The organism is Anaerovibrio lipolyticus LB2005 (genome assembly GCF_000621545.1).
Taxonomy (GTDB): domain Bacteria; phylum Bacillota; class Negativicutes; order Selenomonadales; family Selenomonadaceae; genus Anaerovibrio; species Anaerovibrio lipolyticus_A.
Genome location: NZ_JHYA01000004.1, coordinates 65,589 through 84,815, shown reverse-complemented (window position 1 = coordinate 84,815; position 19,227 = coordinate 65,589). Strand labels below are relative to the sequence as shown.

At 43.2% G+C, this 19,227-nt stretch carries 17 protein-coding genes; 9 read left to right on the top strand and 8 right to left on the bottom strand.

The window, feature by feature from the left end; translation table 11 throughout:
* Positions 1–9 precede the first annotated feature (9 nt).
* From T355_RS0104755 to T355_RS13575, 3 genes are read left to right on the top strand one after another with little or no spacing between them, the layout of a single operon-like run.
* A complete protein-coding gene (locus T355_RS0104755) occupies positions 10–1,392 on the top strand; it encodes a CpaF family protein (protein WP_027396753.1) in 1,383 nt (460 codons plus the stop codon).
* A complete protein-coding gene (locus tag T355_RS0104750) occupies positions 1,392–2,345 on the top strand; it encodes a type II secretion system F family protein (protein WP_037329856.1) in 954 nt (317 codons plus the stop codon). Before T355_RS0104755 ends, T355_RS0104750 begins: the two co-directional genes overlap by 1 nt.
* 17 nt (positions 2,346–2,362) lie before the next feature.
* Entirely contained in the window at positions 2,363–2,716 is a 354-nt protein-coding gene (locus T355_RS13575; RefSeq protein WP_051555376.1) for a DUF192 domain-containing protein, read from the top strand.
* A gap of 46 nt (positions 2,717–2,762) precedes the next feature.
* Here T355_RS13575 and T355_RS0104740 read toward each other — a convergent pair whose 3' ends face one another.
* Positions 2,763–4,031, bottom strand: a complete 1,269-nt coding sequence (locus T355_RS0104740) for a pilus assembly protein TadG-related protein (protein WP_027396751.1) — start codon at positions 4,029–4,031, stop codon at positions 2,763–2,765.
* A 198-nt stretch (positions 4,032–4,229) separates the two neighbouring features.
* Between T355_RS0104740 and trkA the strand changes: the two genes are divergently transcribed.
* From trkA to T355_RS0104725, 3 genes are read left to right on the top strand one after another with little or no spacing between them, the layout of a single operon-like run.
* Positions 4,230–5,567, top strand: coding sequence for a Trk system potassium transporter TrkA (trkA, locus tag T355_RS0104735; RefSeq protein ID WP_027396750.1), 1,338 nt, complete (start codon positions 4,230–4,232; stop codon positions 5,565–5,567).
* Positions 5,568–5,576: 9 nt separating this feature from the next.
* The gene (locus tag T355_RS0104730) at positions 5,577–7,034 is read left to right on the top strand and encodes a TrkH family potassium uptake protein (RefSeq protein WP_027396749.1); all 1,458 of its coding nucleotides are present in this window, start codon (positions 5,577–5,579) and stop codon (positions 7,032–7,034) included.
* Between the two features lie 11 nt (positions 7,035–7,045).
* Positions 7,046–8,491: a TrkH family potassium uptake protein gene (locus T355_RS0104725; RefSeq protein ID WP_027396748.1), complete on the top strand. Its 1,446-nt coding sequence runs from the start codon at positions 7,046–7,048 to the stop codon at positions 8,489–8,491.
* A gap of 89 nt (positions 8,492–8,580) precedes the next feature.
* Here the strand turns inward: T355_RS0104725 and T355_RS13570 are convergent, their stop codons facing one another.
* Positions 8,581–9,297 carry a nuclease-related domain-containing protein gene (locus tag T355_RS13570; RefSeq protein WP_051555375.1) on the bottom strand — a complete coding sequence of 239 codons (717 nt, stop codon included), beginning with the start codon at positions 9,295–9,297 and terminating at the stop codon, positions 8,581–8,583.
* A 268-nt stretch (positions 9,298–9,565) separates the two neighbouring features.
* On the opposite strand from T355_RS13570, the gene T355_RS0104715 reads away from it, so the two are divergent.
* Positions 9,566–11,503 carry a tetratricopeptide repeat protein gene (locus T355_RS0104715; protein ID WP_027396747.1) on the top strand — a complete coding sequence of 646 codons (1,938 nt, stop codon included), beginning with the start codon at positions 9,566–9,568 and terminating at the stop codon, positions 11,501–11,503.
* A 78-nt stretch (positions 11,504–11,581) separates the two neighbouring features.
* Here the strand turns inward: T355_RS0104715 and T355_RS0104710 are convergent, their stop codons facing one another.
* From T355_RS0104710 to T355_RS0104700, 3 genes are all read right to left on the bottom strand, one after another.
* Positions 11,582–12,229, bottom strand: coding sequence for a D-sedoheptulose-7-phosphate isomerase (locus tag T355_RS0104710; RefSeq protein WP_027396746.1), 648 nt, complete (start codon positions 12,227–12,229; stop codon positions 11,582–11,584).
* Between the two features lie 209 nt (positions 12,230–12,438).
* A complete protein-coding gene (locus T355_RS0104705) occupies positions 12,439–12,588 on the bottom strand; it encodes a hypothetical protein (RefSeq protein WP_027396745.1) in 150 nt (49 codons plus the stop codon).
* Positions 12,589–12,698: 110 nt separating this feature from the next.
* The gene (locus T355_RS0104700; protein WP_027396744.1) at positions 12,699–13,931 is read right to left on the bottom strand and encodes a dicarboxylate/amino acid:cation symporter; all 1,233 of its coding nucleotides are present in this window, start codon (positions 13,929–13,931) and stop codon (positions 12,699–12,701) included.
* Positions 13,932–14,179: 248 nt separating this feature from the next.
* Here T355_RS0104700 and T355_RS0104695 point away from each other — a divergent pair, with 248 nt between their 5' ends.
* The gene (locus T355_RS0104695) at positions 14,180–15,949 is read left to right on the top strand and encodes a MutS-related protein (RefSeq protein WP_027396743.1); all 1,770 of its coding nucleotides are present in this window, start codon (positions 14,180–14,182) and stop codon (positions 15,947–15,949) included.
* Between the two features lie 76 nt (positions 15,950–16,025).
* Here the strand turns inward: T355_RS0104695 and T355_RS0104690 are convergent, their stop codons facing one another.
* Positions 16,026–16,964: a sugar-binding transcriptional regulator gene (locus tag T355_RS0104690; protein WP_027396742.1), complete on the bottom strand. Its 939-nt coding sequence runs from the start codon at positions 16,962–16,964 to the stop codon at positions 16,026–16,028.
* A gap of 218 nt (positions 16,965–17,182) precedes the next feature.
* On the opposite strand from T355_RS0104690, the gene T355_RS0104685 reads away from it, so the two are divergent.
* Positions 17,183–18,232: a YitT family protein gene (locus T355_RS0104685; RefSeq protein ID WP_081777618.1), complete on the top strand. Its 1,050-nt coding sequence runs from the start codon at positions 17,183–17,185 to the stop codon at positions 18,230–18,232.
* A 91-nt stretch (positions 18,233–18,323) separates the two neighbouring features.
* On the opposite strand, the gene cdd is transcribed toward T355_RS0104685, so the two are convergent.
* Together cdd and T355_RS15595 are read right to left on the bottom strand one after the other, a co-directional pair.
* Entirely contained in the window at positions 18,324–18,773 is a 450-nt protein-coding gene (gene cdd, locus T355_RS13565; RefSeq protein ID WP_051555374.1) for a cytidine deaminase, read from the bottom strand.
* A gap of 242 nt (positions 18,774–19,015) precedes the next feature.
* A complete protein-coding gene (locus tag T355_RS15595) occupies positions 19,016–19,162 on the bottom strand; it encodes a YgiT-type zinc finger protein (protein WP_081777617.1) in 147 nt (48 codons plus the stop codon).
* Between the last annotated feature and the right edge of the window lie 65 nt (positions 19,163–19,227).

Sequence of the window (19,227 nt, the reverse complement as noted above, 5' to 3'; positions counted from 1 at the left end):
GAAGTTACCTTGTCACTTTTGGAAAGATTAGGCCGCCCCAATCAGCGGAATGTACAGGTGAGAATCTTTGCCTCCCTTTCCGTGGATCAGGTGGACAATTCCTTTCAGGAAATTAAATTAAAAATACATCATCGCATAGTGGAAGAAATGACTCCGGAGGAGCAGCGGATTTTATCCACTAAAAATCAGGATGTGCTGGAAATCGAGCACATCATAGATTCCTATGTCCAAAAGGTACTGGATGAAAATCCCTTTGCCATTCCTAGGGGTGAGCGGAGCAGAGTCATCAGTGACCTTAGGGATGAAATGCTGGGACTGGGGCCTATTGAGGGCCTCTTAAAGGATGATTCCATCACAGAGGTAATGGTAAACGGTCCCCGGAAAATATTTGTGGAGCGTATGGGCAAGCTGATGCTGACAGATATTACCTTCCACGATAATGAACACCTGATGAATATAATCGAGCGGATTATTTCCCCACTGGGACGCCGCATTGATGAGGCCTCCCCATTGGTGGATGCCCGTCTTAGTGATGGTTCCCGCGTCAATATTATTATCCCTCCACTTTCCTTGGTGGGACCGGTGGTAACCATCCGTAAGTTTTCCAAAAAGCCGTTGACCTTTGATAATCTCATTAATTTTGGTACCTTGGACCGCAGGATGGCCAAATTTCTGCAGGCCTGTGTGGCGGCCAAAATTAATATACTGGTAACAGGTGGTACCGGCTCTGGTAAAACCACCACCCTCAATGCCCTGTCTTCCTTTATCCCAAGCAATGAACGCATCGTCACCATTGAGGATGCGGCAGAGCTACGGTTACAGCAGCCCCATGTGGTAATTCTGGAATCCCGCCCTGCCAATATCGAAGGCAAGGGGCAGATTACCATTCGCGATCTTGTAAGAAACGCCTTGCGTATGCGTCCTGACCGCATTGTAGTGGGAGAGGTGCGCTCCGGTGAGGCTCTGGATATGCTGCAGGCTATGAATACGGGCCATGATGGTTCCCTTACCACCGCCCATGCCAACAGCCCAAGAGATGCTCTCAGCCGTTTGGAAACCATGGTGCTCATGTCTGGCTTTGATTTGCCTGTAAAGGCCATTAGAGAGCAGATTTCCTCTGCCATTGACCTGATACTCCATCAGTCCCGCATAAAGGATGGCAGCCGCAAGATTACCCATATAACTGAGGTTCAGCATTTAGAGGGTGATACCATTACTACCCAGGATCTGTTCTATTACCAGATGACGGGTATGGACGAAACCGGCAAAGCTACGGGACGCTTTGTGGCTACGGGACTGCTGCCTGGCTTTTTGGATAAATTCCAAGCCAACGGTGTTGAGCTACCTGATGAAATGTTCCAGAATATGGGAGATGAGGGGGGAATGTATTGATGTTTTTAGCCCTTCTTTTTTCCATGTCCGTGGCTTTATTAATATTTTTCCTTTGCTTTGGGTTCATCCAAAAATATGTGGTGCCACAATCCACATATCAAAAGCGTCTTAACTCCATTAATGAACTGAACACAGTGGATGCCAGCCGCTTAATGAACACTCTGCCCATAAACAGGGAACAGGAAAAGGAGGACCTTTCCTTCTACAACAGAGTAATTAAACCCTTGACGGACATGCTGGAACATAATTTCTTTGAGCTGACCCCATCTTCACTTACGGGCACTATTCAACACAAGCTGACGGTGGCCGGTCTTAAGCAAAAGCTGTCTGTAGGTGGCTTTTCCATTATTTGGGCCATCTTTGTATGCTTTGCCCTCTACTTTGCCTACAGATATGCCAGCTATCACAGTCTGCCTCTTATACAGACTGCCCTTTGGCTGGGATTGGGTTTTATTGTGGGTGGTTCGTTGCCATTGATGATACTTAATTCACTAATCACCAAGCGGCAGGCCAAAATAGTAAAACAGCTGCCGGAGGTTTTGGATTTGATGTGTGTCAGCGTACAGGCAGGTCTCACCTTTGATGCGGCCGTAAAAAAAATAGTCCAGCGCACCCATGGTCCTCTCATTGACGAATTAAGGGAAGCCTTGGACGATATGAGCATGGGCGTAGCCAGACGTATGGCCCTTAAGAGTATGGCCAACCGCTGTGAGGTGCCAGAGCTATCCTTATTCGTATCCTCCATAGTACAGGCAGAGCGCCTTGGTACCAGTATCAGCAATACCCTTACTATTCAGGCTGACAATATGAGGGAACGGCGGCGTCAATCCATCAAGGAGGAAGCCCTGAAGGCTCCCATAAAGATACTCTTTCCTTTAGTAATGTTTATATTCCCGGCCCTGTTCGTGGTAATATTGGTGCCAATTATACTGAATATGATTAAGCATTTCTAATACCGGAGGACTGTGAAATGATGATTTTAACCATGAACTGTGACCCTGAGGAAAAATTTAGGCTTACGGTGGCAGATAACTTTTTAAAAAGATTTTTGGGGCTTATGGGGCGATTCAGGCTGGAGCCTAATACGGGACTATTGCTGGCCCCATGCAACAGCATTCACATGATGTTTATGCGTTTTCCCATTGACGTAATCTTTTACGATGAGGAATATAATGTGGTGAAGGTGGCCACAAACCTAAAGCCCTGGACGGGAATATGTGTTGCTCCGGGGGCCAAGGGAGCCATCGAGCTTCCTGCAGGAACATTAAGCCGTCTTACCCCTGAGGCACTTACCAACATAAAAATAGAACCGGAATCCTCGTGATACATTAAGTATCCGGAGAATCCGGTTCTTTTTTTCTTCCTTTTATTTAGAGCACTTCACTTATATTTACAAGATTTACTCTGTAGCTGACACCAGCTCCAGATCCAGCCCCCCCGGAGCCGGAACCGCTGCCCCCACTGCCTGTAGCAGTGTAGTTCCTTTGAATATAATATCCCTGACTTTGCAACTGAATCCTATTACCCGCCACGATACTGCCATAGAAAAGATGATGATTATCATTAATAAAGACAGATCCAAAGGGGGCGTAAATATCCCCCATAAAAGTACCGTCATTACAATTCATTGCAAAACTCCCTGACCCATTATATATAAGCACTATTGGCCTACCTCCGGTCATATCGGCAGAGGTATTAAAATTGTTAATGTTATCGCAAATAATATATAGCGGTTTATTTGTATCACCAATTATGGCCTTGGTGAGACCTATATCCAAGTTGGGAATATTAGAATAAATCACATCCACCCCTTGGCTGCTTAGCTGATCTAAAGAACTGCTATCTAGATAGTTCTTGTTTTGGTTCGTAATCTTATAGGTAGAAGCCGCAGTCATCAGCTGCTGCACTGTGTCACGATAATAATCTGTTACCTCCAGACTGCCATTATATTCCGGAATATTGATGTACCCCTGTCTTGTAGCTTCATTTACAGTAGTTTGACTATTACCGTCGGTACCAAAGGCCTCTGGCTGCAAATAGACATTCTTTGAAGCCTCATTAAAGGCACTTTCGTCACCAATAACAATGTTTCCATGATAGGTGGAGCAGTTATTTTTATTTTGGGCAATATCATGATTATCAGGATTTTGAATGGAATTAACCGAATCAAAGCCCTGCTTGGCAGTAAACAGATTATCAAACAGGACAAAGCCACCGCTGTTATTTCCCGAAGCCTGCCGTTGTACAGAAATCTGGGCGCAGGCAGCGGCACTTATTTCCGTATCAGACCCAATTTGCGGAAAATAACGCAAAAAATACAGAGGAACTCTTTCCTTGAGAACCACCACATAATAGAATTTTCTGTTCTTCTCTTCTATTTTAGGCGGTGATTTGAAGGATGCCTTTGGATCGTTTTGAGTCACATAATTCTGGGCAAACTCATTTGCTCTATCCAGATCGCCACCACTTTCCGCATAGGCACTTCCTCCAGCCAGAGCCGCAGCATCTGCTGCATTTTGCAGTTTGGAATAGTGGGCATATAAATTTCCCAAATCCACCACCAAGCCGGCGAAGCACATCAAAAATGGAATCAGCACCGCAAAAAGAATAATTACCGCTCCCCGCTGTTCCTTTATCATAGCCTCACCCCTTTCATTACCAATAAGTTATCATATTATGTCTACTTTATATTATACAGCACTTTTCCATATTATGGCTAACATTTATTTTCATATTAACATATAACTTTTTATCATAATCCATAATGATGGTTTTTTTTGTCAAAATAGAGTATGATATAGCTTGAAATATTGTTAGATTTTATAGGAGGTTCCATCGTGCGAATCGTTGTAGTTGGCGCGGGAAAGCTGGGCTATTCCATTGCTGAACGCCTTTCCCAGGAAGAATATGACGTAATTGTGGTGGATAACAATGCATCCCGCCTGCAAAATGTTCAGGCCAGTCTGGATGTTCTGGCCATTGAAGCCAACGGCTCCAGCCCTATTACCATGAATAATGATGACATTCGTGGTGCTGATGTCCTTATAGCTGTTACTGCCACCGATGAGGTAAATATGGTGTCCTGTATTCTTGCCAAAAAGCATGGCATTAAGCGCACCATTGCCCGTATAAGGGATATGCAGTTCATTTCCGAAGCCAAGGAATACCTTAAATCCAACTTTGATATAGACCTTATGCTGAACCCTGAGCTGATTATGGCCATGGAAATAAATCGTATTCTCATGGTACCGGCAGCCCTTAACATTGAGGACTTCGCCGACGGTCAGGTCCGTCTTTTTGAAACCAAAATCAAGAAGAAATCACCTTTGGCCAATATAAAAATGAAGGATTTGGATATGCCAACCACCATTATGGCTGCCATGATTTTCCGTGGTCAGCGCATGATTCTGCCCCATGGCGATGATTCCTTCCAGCCTGGAGATAATGCCTACTTTATTGGTTTGACCCAGGATATTGATAATTTCAGTAAAAATCTGGTGGAGCGCAACAACTCAAAGCTGAGCAAGGTCACCATCGTAGGTGCAGGCCGTATGGGACGCTTCGTGGCCACCATGCTGGACAAGCAGCATGTAAAGGTAAAAATTTTCGATACCAACAAAGAACGGTGCCGTCTTGTAGCCTCCATGTTTAAATACCACGGCAAGGCCATCTGGGCTGATGCAGCAGATATCAACAAAATGCTGGAGGAGGGTATCAACGAGGCTGACGCCCTTATCTGCCTTACAGATGATGATAAGCTTAATTTCCTGTTGGCCCTTTTGGGCAAGCATCACGGAGTCAAAAAGACCATTATCCGCCAGGCTAAAACCGACTATAAATCAATTTTGGCAGAGCTGGGTGTGGATATTTCCCTTTCCTCCAGAGTGCTGGCCACCAATGAGGTGCTGGCCTTCGTCCGGGGCAATTCCGCAGTGTCCCTATTACAGGACGCTAGAGCTGAGGTTACGGAGGTAACCATCCAGGATGGCTGCAGCGTCTGCAATAAAAAGCTCATGAATGCCAAGCTGCCAAAGTCCTGTCTGGTATGTGCCTTTGTAAAGGACGATGTGGTGGAGATTCCTAATGGTAATACTGTGCTGGCTGCCGGTGGCAGAGCCATTATCATTACTGAAAAACAGGAAACCACCAAGGTCTTAAAATTTTTTTACAACTAAGGATAAACGATGGATAAACTGATTCCTTATCTTATGGGCAGGGCATTGCTCCTTTGCTCAGCCTGTATGGCCATTCCCTTTGCCTACAGCATATATCTCCATCATAACTTTATGACGGGAGTATTTGGACAATCTATATGTATTACCCTGCTGATGGCAATATTGCTGATAAAAAAATCCACTAATCCGCCGGAATCACTGTCTGTGTACGGCGGTGCTATCTTTTTGTGCGCAATTTGGGTCACCATAGGCTTTTTCGGCGGTCTTCCCTATTATTTCAGCCATTATTTGGGACCAATAGACGCCTTCGTGGAAAGCGTATCCGGCTTTACCACCACCGGCTATACCAATATTCTTTCCCTTCAGGATCCTGCCCTTATTCTGTGGCGCAGCATGACCCAATGGATGGGTGGTGGCATGATTCTCATGTTTATTGCCACTGTACTGCCTGCCATTACTGGAATGTTTGGCATTAGCTTTGCCATGCCGGTGGCCCTGAAAACCGGCGTAGTAACCATCAACAGACTGCGGAAAAACACCCGCCGTCTCTCCATTCTCTACGCCCTATTAACCATTATTGGCGTATTCTTCTTCAGCATTGCGGGGCTTGGCACCTACGATGCCATTAATTTTGCCATGGTCACCATTTCCACTGGTGGCTGTTATTTTTCTGATGCCTACTTATACAATAATGTATGGTTTGCCTCAGCTGCCATAGTAGGCCTTATAGCCGCTGGAGGTAATGTAATTATATATTGGCAGGCTATTAAACGCCGCCAGTATTCCATGCTGAAAAAAACTATCCGCAATACGGAGTTTCATATCTTCGTGCTGATTATCCTGGTAATCGGTCTGATTTGTGGCTTACATCTATATCACAATAATTACTACAATCTGTCTGACAGTCTGCTTTATGGCTTTTTCTCCGTGGCCCTGTATGCCGGCACCACCGGAGCCCCGCCCTTTGAGGTACTGACGTGGACAGACTTCGACAAAATGCTGCTTATCGTGGTGGCTTCCATCGGTGGCTGTATTGGTTCCCTGGCAGGAGGCTTCAAGATTCTCAGACTTATGATTCTCTTTAAATCCTGTGCCAACGAAATGACCAGAACCATTCACCCCGATATTATTATGACCATGAAAATCGATGGCGAAATCGTGCCTTCAAAGGTAATAAACAGAATTTTAGGCTTTTTCTTTATCGTATTTATTACCATTGCCATTTCCATTCTGGTAATTTCCGCAGCGGGACTGGATATGCAGCAATCCATGGATATTGCCATAGCCTGCATCACAAGTACAGGACCCATTATGCTGTTTCATACCAGCCACAGTGAAATATTGGCACTGCCGGTTATCGTAAAGCTATTTTGCTGCTTTTTGATGGTTCTGGGCAAGCTGGATATTTTTGCCTTTTTAATTCTTATTTTTGGCAGCCGCCAGCAGCTGCTGCATAAACACTGGTAGGGGGGTGCAACATGAATTATCCGGTGATATATTATATGCTTAGCCGCCTGATGGTTGCCATGTCTGTCACCCTGCTGATTCCATTTTTTATGGCAATACAGCTTAATGAAAATAATGAGCTGGATTTTTTGGCTGCCATATTATGCAGTCTCTCCTTGGCGGTATTTTTCAGTAACCGTGGAAAGATAACCACCAATGACATTAGTATCCGTGAGGGAATTGCCATTACTGGCCTTAGCTGGCTCTTTGCCTCCATAATTGCTTCATTGCCTTTTCTGACGGGACACTATATGCCCTTTGTGGATTGTCTTTTCGAGGGTGTATCAGGAATTACCGGTAGTGGTGCCTCTGTGGTAAGGGATATTCCGGGGCTGCCCACCAGTATTATGCTATGGCGCAGTCTTACCCACTGGCTGGGAGGCTTGGGAATCATCGTTATTTTTATTGCCATCGTTCCCCAGACAGGCACCAAGAGCCTGAAAATGTTTGAGGTGGAAACCACGGGACCAACGGAAACCAGACCACTACCAAGGTTTAAGGATACCGCCCATGCCCTGCTAATAGTGTATATATTCCTCACCTTTTTGATTATTGCGCTGCTGCTGTTATGCGGCTTCAGCTTTTCCGACGCCGTAAATAATGCCATGTCTGCCATTGCCACTGGTGGTTTTTCCACCAGAAATGAAAGCATCGGTTACTTTGATAATTTGCCGGCAGAGGTGGTGCTTACCATTGCCATGCTGCTGGGAGGAGGCAACTTCTCCCTTTATCTGATTGCCTGGAAGCAGGGTTATCACAAGATTTTAAAGGACGGGGAATTCATCGCCTATATGGCCCTCTTTGGCTTATTATCCCTGGCTATTACCACCAATCTGTTCGCTGCCATGGATATGAATCTATTTGAGGCCTTTCGTTATGCTTCCTTCCAGACTGCGGCCACCATCAGCACCACGGGCTTTTCCAACAGTGACTTTGACTCATGGCCCGCTTTTTCCAAATACTGCCTGCTGATAGTAATGATTACAGGAGGCTGTGCCGGATCCACCTCCGGCGGAATGAAGGTAGCCAGATTCCTGCTGCTGTTTAAGATGATTCATTATATTATTCAGGAGAAGCTCCACCCAAATCAGATAATTCACATGAAATACGATACGGTGGAACGGCTGGATATTGTGGTTAACAGAGTGGGACGCTTCTTCTTCCTCTATGTATTTTTGGCCCTTATGGGTGCCCTGGTATTTACCATTGAGGGACTGCCTATTATGGATGCCATTGTACTGGGCTTTTCCGCCATAGGAAATGCAGGCGTGGCCTTTGGTGCTGCCAACGACTTCAGCACCTTGAATGATTTGACAAAATACATCTGTTGCGGTCTTATGGTTGTAGGCCGTCTGGAAATATTCCTGTTCCTGGTTATGTTGAAGCCATCCTTCTGGCAGACAGGAGCCAGCTGGTAAATAAATAAAAAATGCCCCTGCTCTGGAGCTGAATCCTTGGCAAAGCCAAGACAGAACGCTCAAAGCAGGGGCTTTTTCATATGTACTTTTTATACTGCTAAATGGTCTTTTACTCTATTAATCATCTGTGGATTAATGTTTTTCTTCGGAGAATAATTCATAATGAAGGACACAACCTCTCTATCAGAGTCAAAGCATCCAGAAGGCTTGTTAACTAAATCCGAATCCGCGTTAGAGAAGAATACACAACCATCAATCCAAATATTAATACCATTGTCTTTTAGATACTTAGCCAATGTATGTATTTGCCATTTTAGTTGTTTTAATGGATTTCCCATGGATGAAGTATAGCTACCACCCTGTCTGCCTGTCTTGTCTATTGTCCAACGCTTTTCATCTTCATTACAATGGACTACGCCTTTTACGCTTCTGTCTAATACAATAAATACGCCATTATTTCCAACCACAACATGGTCCATTTTTGCCTCACCGATGCATACATTATTATAAACAGTATAGTAGTCAGGCAATCCAGACAAAACCTTGTTTGTTACTTTATAGCTATGCTCTATCATAGAGCTTCTATTAAATAAATTCAGTTGCTGATTTGCAATGACGCCTACTCCCATAACTACACCAAGAGCTATAAGTGTTCTGATGGAAAAACCTGTACTGAAGAAGTTTGGAGCTAAAAGATAGAAGAATGCAGCAAAGAATAATACCCCACACGCAATCCCCGCTAAGAGATGTGCCCATTTACTGCCATTTATAGATGATGTTTCTTTTAAATCATTAATTTGAGCCAAAATCAAAAACTTCCTTTCTATTACCAACTATAACCTTAGTATATCAGATTTCATAATTAAAATAGTATTAAATGTTGATAAAATTAATATTAAACCCCTTTAAGAGTTGTATTAAAAATGAATTGACATAGTACCTATGTCTTGCTGGATGGGGACATAGGTGCTATACTTGTGAACATGGAAAAGTGTAATACATGGAGGTATTAAAATGAACGACCAGGTGATAGTTTGATGCTGTTATCTGGTCGGTGTCTAAGGAGGATGGAAAATGAAATTAAGAAAAATTTTGGCGGGACTTTGGGCAGTTCTGCTACTGTTAGTTGGCACCTGTTATGCCGAGAATACAGATAATCCAATTATTGCCTATATAGATCATGGGTATTACAGATTGAATATGCCTAGCGTAAAAAAAGTTGAGTACTATGGTTATTCTTTTATCGAATGCTCATATACCAGACATCTTGAGCAGATGCTTCCCTATGGCATTCCCTATGTAACTCAGAGTGGACCATATTATGCCTGGTTTGACCCACTAAACGACAAAATGCTGTATTGGGGCGAAAGCCAGCCGTATGCGGATAAAGGCTGGTATGACATGAGTTATTTAAAGGACATCGGAGGCGAGTCTCAATATGCCTATAAGGCCATAAGAGATTCCTTCCCTAATCTTTGTGAGGAAGTGCTCACGGACAACCAGTTAGCTAGCGCAAAATACGGTAATGAAATTTCCAAGGCCATTGCAGCCCAAAAGGATGAGGATTGGAAAACAGAGTACAATTCCTTGAAACAAGCCTACGATAAGGGTTGCCAGTCTCAGGGAGTGCTTCATAATTTGGCAGAGTCTGCCTGGAAATCAGGCGACTTTGATGCAGCTATTGAATGGGCTGGCAAGTTGATTGAGATAAACCCTTCAGGTGATGTTTATAATACGCGGGCATGGTGGTATTATCTGTTAGGACAAAATGATAAGGCACTGGAGGATGCTGAATGGGCGGTATTTAAGGATAAAAATAATGCTTATATACTGGATACCCGTGGCAGTATTTATTATGAATTAGGCCAATATGACAAGGCTATTGCTGATTTTAATGCGGCTATAAAGCTCGATGATAAATTTGCCCATGCCTACTTCTATCGCAGCAAGTGTTATGAAGCTCTGGGCAATAAAGATAAAAGCACTGCTGATTATAAACAAGCCAAGAAATATGATAATGAAATAATTGATGACAAAACAGAATTTACGAACCAGCAAAGTCAGATAGTTGCAAAGAATCTGTTAGCACATAAGCAGAAGCTGAACAAGTACAAAGACACTTTAAAGAAGCTCAACGATGCTGTATATGTATGTAATAATGCATCCCAGTTCCCAAAGAGGACAGTATTTGACTCTGCAAACGCCATTATCATCGATACTGAAAAAATCAAATACGATGAAGGTGAGGAGTTCTACCAGGAGGTAATTCCTCAGGAAGTTCGTAATAATTATGAAAATGGTGTGTACCAGCAGCAGTATGAACAGCTGAAGGCAGAAGTAGAGGCTGAAGAGGCTGCCGCAGCAGCTGCTGTTGCTGTAAATGAGCCTCAGATAGCGGCTGCACCAGTGCGTAGAACTACCTATGCCTGCAACAGCGAGTGTGATGCCATTGCGCAGAATCCTTCATCACGTCACAATCTCCGTGATGAGCTTTGGGAATCATTACATCCTGACCGCTTCCAACATTCTAAAACTGTTGCAGATGCAGCAGCATATTGGAGCAATAATGTTATTTATTATTGTTCGTATAAAGAGTGGAAACTTGAAATGCCAGAAAACATAGATTATACACGTAACCAACTGCAAAGAAACAATGTGACCGATTATGGGACATACATAATAGTTACTGAAAGTCCGACGGAGAAATATCATTATATTTGCTTCGACTTTGATTTTGACACAAATACTTTTTACATATATGACAACAAAACAAAGAAGCATGACTATTCTTTAATATTTGTTAAGGATCCGTCTAATGGACGGCCACTGGCTCATCTTGTGAATATTTCTGGCCAAAAAGGAAATTTTGGTGATGGTTTTGTAGACTGGACAGAAAGGGATTATTCCGATAATGTCGAGGCATTCTTTGCGAGAAATGTTGTAGACTTTGTTCCAACACTTCAAACAGATGGTTTCCGTATTTTCCTCCAATACAGTGGAGTCTTGTTTTAAGATATAGCAAAATATAGCAAACACGCCCCTATTCATGGTTATTTTCCATGAATAGGGGCGTATTTTTTATGCTGTAAATTAATTTAAAAAGAATTCATTTTCCACTGCCATACACAAAGCGTGGTAAACAGGCAAATGAAGCTCCTGAATCTTGTAGGTTTCCATTTCAGGAACGCAGATGGCAATATCACAAAGGCCCTTCAGCTTGCACTCACGACCACCAAGGAGGCCGATGGTCTTTATGCCCTTTACCTTGGCCATTTGCACCGCGTAAATCACATTGGTGGAATTGCCGGAGGTACTGATGCCAATAAGGATATCCTCCTTAGTTCCCAGTCCCAACACCTGCTGGGCCATGGCCAAATCCGGAGCCTGGTCGTTGGCAAAGGCACTGTTCAGGGCCACTGCATTCATAAGGGAAATAGCTGGCAAAGCCCCCTGGAGATTATCCCGTAAATAATCCGCCTCATTTGGACATACTTCCTTCATCTTGCCATATAGCTCATCATCAATTGGGCGCTTCAAAATAAATCCCTTCATCAGCTCACCCACAATATGCTCCGCATCAGAGGCACTGCCACCGTTACCACAGGCAATCACCTTGCCACCCTTGCTGTAAGACGCACAAATGGACTCCACAGCCTCCTGAATGGAGCTGCGGCACACCGCCAATGCAGGATAGCGTTTAACTAAATCATCAATCATATTCAAAGTAGTGTTTTTCATATTTCTCACCTCATTAATGAAATTCTATATACATGTATTGGCTGTGAAAGTATATGCGGAACGCTCGCGCTCTCTAGTTTACCTAATGGTACTAAGCTCATTCGGCGCCATAGGCTTGAATTCACTAAGTACCAAGGTAAAATATGTCCGCATATATCTTCCCCAGCCGTCCATTATACTTTCTCAGCTATTTCCGGATATTCCCAGCCCTATTTACTATTATTAATGAGCTTCTGAAGCTCCCGCACCTGGTGCAGATGAGTCTCATAATCCAGATCATTGGCATCATACTGCATACGCTTCTTCAATTCGTCTATACGCTTCTGGAGCTTTTCCTTAACTTCCTGACTAAGAGCCATGGATTCTACCACCTTTTATTTTTATCTAACACATTATAACGTGTTGTACAAAAAAATAAAAGAGTGCCGTCAAAAGACGACACTCTAAAATATCTCCTAGCTTATTGAACTTATTCCTCACGGAAACGATCAACGATACATGCACAGGCTGCATCACCAGTGATGTTAACAGCAGTACGAAGCATATCGAAGATACGATCTACACCAAAGAGAATTGGCAAAGCCTCGATAGGAATACCAGCAGCTACCAATACAGCAACTACCAACAGGGTAGGACCAGGCACACCGGCCTGACCAACAGCACCCAAGGTGGAAGTAATAATAATGGCAATATACTGTCCAAAGCTCAGCTCCATACCAAACATCTGGGCAATAAAGGTGGCTGCCATTGCATAGTATGCCGCATTACCATTCATATTAATGGTAGCACCCAGTGGCAGGGCAAAGGAAACAGTACCTTTATCAAGGCCAAATTCTTCCTCGTTGGTCTTCATGTTCAATGGCAAGGTAGCCATGGAAGAAGCAGTGGAGAAGGCAAATACCTGGCACTTCCACATGCTCTTGAAGAACTGAACATAGCCAACCTTCTTGGAGAAGAGAGCTACAGAACCACCAATCATTACATAGGTAACGATGGCCAGTACAACTACATAGAGAACAATCAGATTAATAATCTTAACCAATACGTCATAGCCAAAGGTACCAGTGGCATCAGCCATCAGGGCAAATACACCGATAGGAGCCACACACATAATGGCAGTCATAATCTTAATGAAAATCTCGGTAAAGTAATTGAAGATGTTCATCATGAACTTCTTCTTATCCTCATCCAGCATAGCCAAGGCAAAGCCTACAAACAGTGCAAATACGATGGTCTGGAGGATGTTACCCTGAACCAGGGCAGCAAATGGATTAGTTGGAACGAAACCGATTACAGTCTCCCAGAAGCCTGGAATCTGACCGCTCTGGGACATATCGATATCGATAGCTGCCTCAGAAATTGCTGCCATATTGATGCCAGCACCTGGCTTGAACATCTCACTGAAGAACAATCCCAATGCTACAGCTACGGCAGTGGTTACGCCATAATAAATAAATGTTATAAGACCGATTTTGCCTGCACCTTTGGAATTTCCCAATGAAGCAGCTCCTCCTACTAATGAGAAGAAAACCATAGGTACAACTACCATTTTGATGAGTGACATAAACAAATCACCCACTGGAGCAAACATGTGGGCTGGTGGCCCCATTACCAGACCTACGACAGCACCCAGGATTGTGGCAATAATAATCCACTTGCCCAGACTGTCAAGAATAGATTTCTTACCTTCTTCTTCTGACATTTTTCATCCCTCCATTAATAATAAACATAATGAGATAAATGATATAAATTCGCTGAAAATTCACACTATTTTCAGCTTTACACATTTTCATTATAGCAAGTATTTTTTGTTTTGTATACTCCATACATACTTTTTTTAATATGTCTATCTAAAAAAGACTGGTTGTCTGATAAATTTTAAGATAATTTGTTAATTCACCTCATAAATTGTATAATTTGTTTTGTGAATACTGGCAAGGAGGGCCAACTATGGATTTGTCTTATTTTGAACAGCTACGCCGGGAATCCCAGGCAACTATAGAAGGATACAAAAGGAAAAGCCAGCTTTTTACCACCAAGCGCACCCTATCCTTTTTGGCACTGTTGGTGACGGTGGCAGTGGCATATGATATGAATTCACCCTGGCCCCTTTTGGCTGGAATATTGATTTTTGCCTATTTCTTCTATTTAATACGGGGCCATAGCCGCCTCCACGATGACCTTAATTACGAGATAAACCGGGAAGCCGTTATTAATGATTATATTAGCCGTTTTACAGGTGACTGGAAAAAATTTGAAGACAGGGGAGAGGATTTCCTTGATAGGAATCTTACCCAGGACATTGACCTTAATATATTAGGCGAGGCTTCAATTTACCAGTACCTTAATACAGCCCGTACCCTTGAGGGCCGCCGCCTTCTGGCCAGCCGTCTTGTACCTTATCCTATTAACACCAATGAACTGAAGCTGCGTCAGGATGAAACTGCCTTCTTTAATAGCAGGGTGGAGGACTCCATTAAGCTACAGGCCATCAGCCGTCAGATTCCTTTAAAGCACAGTGTCCAAAACCTTTTGGACTACCTTAAGGACAGACAGCATGACCCTGGTTCCTTTACTAATAAATTTATATTTATTCTGCCAGCGGCTGCCATTATACTTCTTGGAGCTGGCCTGATGAATCTGATTCCCATGGAAGCGTCCATAGTAATATTTATCATACAACTTGGTATTGCCTTAGCATCCCTGGGAAAAAATGCTGTTCATATAACACCCCTTTATAAGCTTAATAAAGAATTAATTACCTATTGTCAGCTGCTATATACCATGAAATCCATGCTGCCTGAAAAAATGGGACGACTTGATCCCGCAGAAATTGATGAGGCCCTAAAGCCTATCCGCAGTCTGGGAAAGCTGTGTGCCATGGCAGAGGTGCGCCATAATTTCATTTTGCTGTTTGCACTCAATGCCCTGGTTTTATGGGATTTTCACGTGGTAAGAATGTTTATAAGTTGGCAGAAGGAATATGGCCATAAGCTGGAAACGTGGCTGAACATCTGGTATGAGGCAGAAGCTGCCATAAGCCTGTCCGTTATCGGCCATATCAGACCAGATGCCATTATGCCGGAGCTTGTAAATGATAACCCTAACGACCCCCATATAGAGGCAAATGAGCTTAGCCATCTCCTTATTCCTTATGGAGAGACTGTACCAAATTCCCTTACTTTAAAGCCTTCCCTAAACATTATTACCGGCTCCAATATGTCCGGTAAAACCACATGGCTGCGGACTCTGGCCAGCTCCTGTGTTCTTGCCTACGCAGGAGCACCAGTATGTGGCAAGGGCTTTAAGCTGACTCCTGTACATATTCTCACCTCCATAAGGGTTAATGATGATCTTAGCAGCGGCATATCCACCTTCTATGCTGAGCTTATACGTATAAAAAATATGATTGAAACTGCAAATAAGGGTATCCCTGTTCTTGCAGTTATCGACGAAATATTTAAGGGTACCAACTCCGCTGACAGAATCGTAGGGGCAGAGGCTGCACTGAAGCATCTCAGCCGTACTAATCTCATTACCCTGGTTTCCACCCATGATTTTGAGCTGTGCAACATTAAATCAGAGCAGGTGCCTGTAAACAATTACCATTTTGAGGAGCATTTCCATGAAGATAAACTTCTCTTTGATTACACTATGAAGGATGGCCCGTGTAAAACCACCAACGCTCAGTTCCTGCTCAAGCTGGTGGGCATAAACTAAAACAAAAACTCTCCCCGTGAGCTGTGTCGCCATTGACACATCGGGAAGAGTTTTTTTCTTCTCACATATTCAGTTATTAATCCTTCAGCAGCTCCTTGGCAGTAAACTGATCCGTTATGAACACATTGGCATAATGACCCTTTAAAGCTGCCCTGATGGCAGGCACCTTTGCCTCACCACCGGCAATCATAATGCTGTGCTCCTTATTCCTAAGCTCATCAAGGGTGATACCCACGGTACGGGCATCCAGCTCCTTGTTACAGATACGCCCATCTGCATCAAAGAAACGGGAACAAATATCCCCCACAGCTATCTGCTGAATTCTTGTCTGTTCCTCCTGGTCAGTATAGCCCAGACGGAAGAACAAGGCATTTGGACGAACCGTACCAACGCCAAAAACGGCAATATTGGCATGAGAGCCCATTTCCAGAACCCTCTTGATATGACGGTCCTGATCCACCATTTCCTTTACCTCACGACTGCCAAACACTACCGGCAACGGCAAATATTGGGCAATGGTGCTGTAATTATTGGAAAAATTCTCCAAAATATCTTTGGCGTAGTTGCGCCACTTGGAATGGGTCACACCACCCTCCAGCTGCACAATCTGTGAGCCCTTCAGCACCCTTGGCAACAATGAACAGGACATATCATATAGAGTGGTCCCCCAACCAACGCCTATAATATCCCCATCCTGCACAATGGAATCAAGATACTCGGCTGCCTTGATACCGATGTACTTCTTGATTTCATTTTCATCGTTGATGGTGGAAGAAGCTATACGCACCTCATGGAGATGATACTTTTCCACAAGCATCTGCTCCATATTGGACATATCCTCCACCGGGTCCATAATTTGGATTTTAACATAGCCCTTATCCTTGGCATATTGCAGCAGCCTCGACACCGACGGCCTCGATATGCCCAGCTCCTCCGCTATCCGTTGCTGACTGTATTCCGAGCGGTAATACAGCTTGGCCACGTTAATGGATAGCTTGTCCCTGTCACGAGTCATACCCCTATTTCCCCCTAATTTCTATTATGCCAGAAAAATCGTTCGCATAATTGTAAACACAATTTCATTATCTATGTTACAAATGTAAAAATCAAGTAATAATTAAAATTTACTGAAACTTTTTTCAAAAAGTGAATTTCTATTATTAGCTACTATATTAAAGATTACTTGTGCCATCTATATTCTTGTGCTTTAATAAATATTAGAGGTGAAAAAATATGAATGAAACCCAAAATGAGCATATAGAAAACAGTGATATAGAACCGAAAATAATTGACAAAATTTCAGATAAAGCAGATGCCTCTAAAGCATCTGAATCAGAGATTTCTTCCCAGAATAAAATAAACGAAAACGCCCCTATCAAAGAGGAAGACTCACCAATAATTGATTTACAAGTTAAAAAGGAATTCGTGCGCAAAAGAAAAACTCTTGGCAGCTATGTTAAGAAATTTTTCATACTGTGCTTTGGTGCCTTTCTCTATGCCGTGGGTCTGGAAACCTTCCTTATTCCCAACAATATCATTGATGGTGGTGTGGTAGGCATATCCATTATGGCTGCGTCCCTTACCCCAATCAGCTTCAGTGTGTACCTGGTAGTCATTAATATTCCCTTCCTATATTTGGGATATAAACACATCGGCAAAACCTTTTCCATATCCACTATAGTTTCTATTTTGTTGTTATCTCTGTGGACTGAATATTTTAAGCCGGTACCCCAGGTGACGGATGACTTCTTTTTAGCCGCCATCTTCGGTGGTATTGTGGCCGGTATTGGTGTGGGACTGATAATCCGAAACAGCGGCTCCCTGGATGGTACAGAAATCGTGGCCATTATCATGGACAAGCGTACTACCTTCTCCGTTGGAGAAGTAGTGCTGTTCTTCAACATCTTTATTCTTGGTGCCGCCGGCTTCGTATTTGGCTGGGACAAGGCCATGTATTCACTGGTGGCATACTTCATTATTTCCAAGATGATTGATGTGGTAATCAAGGGTCTGGACGAATCCTACGCTGTAATGATTGTCTCCGAGGAAAGCGATGAAATAGCCGATGCCCTGATGCACCGCCTTGGTCGTGGTGTTACCTTTATAAAGGGCATGGGGGCCTACACCGGGGATCCCAAAAAGGTTATTTATTGCGTAGTGACCCGCCTGGAGGTGGACAAGCTGAAGGATATTACCATCGACAAGGATGAAAACGCCTTCATAACCATAAACCCCGTTCACGACATAGTAGGCGGCCGCTTCAAGAAAAAATCCATACATTAAAAGCAAACAAAAAGGCTGTGACCAGGTGCATCACATGATGCCAAGCGGTCATAGCCTTATTTTTAATATCAAATTTTAAAATTTCAGCTGCTTATTCCAGCTCATCAAATACACTGAAATGGGATTCATAGCGTCCCTTAACATGGTTGATACCCATGTACTTAACAAATGGTGCCAGCTCCTCCAGCTTCATTACGCGGATATCACCATCCAGATTGGCCATAACAACCTCCGGAATATCGAATTCCGCCATAACCTGTAGACAGCCACCGCATGGCACAAATGGATTCTCTGTATCTGCCACCACGGCAACTGCATCAAACTCCTGCTTGCCATCGGAAATAGCCTTATAAACCGCAGCCCTTTCAGCGCATACAGACAAGCTGCTGGAACCGTTTTCCACATTGCAAGCTCCATACAAAGTGCCGTCAGATGCTAAAATGCAAGCACCAACTTTAATGTTAGAATAAGGGCTGTAGGCTTTCTGGCGGGCATCCTTGGCCATCTTAACCATAGTGTCGCAAATATCTTCATTTAACATATTTCATGGCTCCTTTGCTTAATATTTTACAAATGTAATAATACCGATACTACTTAGGTATATTTTATTCGATAAGGATAATTTTATCAATTCATTTTTTCCAAAGCCCAAAAGCCCTGTTTATACACAATTTCCACAGGTTATCCACAGTTATTAACATCTATCAACACAAGAAATGTGGATAACTGCGCTAATCGTATAAAAAAAGACCAACTTACAAGCTGGTCCTTAATCTTTTAGAATTAGGCAGTCATTTTATAGTCAATAACAGCTACTTCCTGCATAAGCTGTTTGGCAGTATCAATGATTTTATCCAGTTTTTGCATGACCTCGTTAGATATTTCAATTTCGCCACATTGTTCACATTCTTCACAAGGAACATTCTTTATTGGTGTAAATAATAGAAAGGATTACAATCAGATTGCTAACTATGTTTATACTCAATCTGAAATTA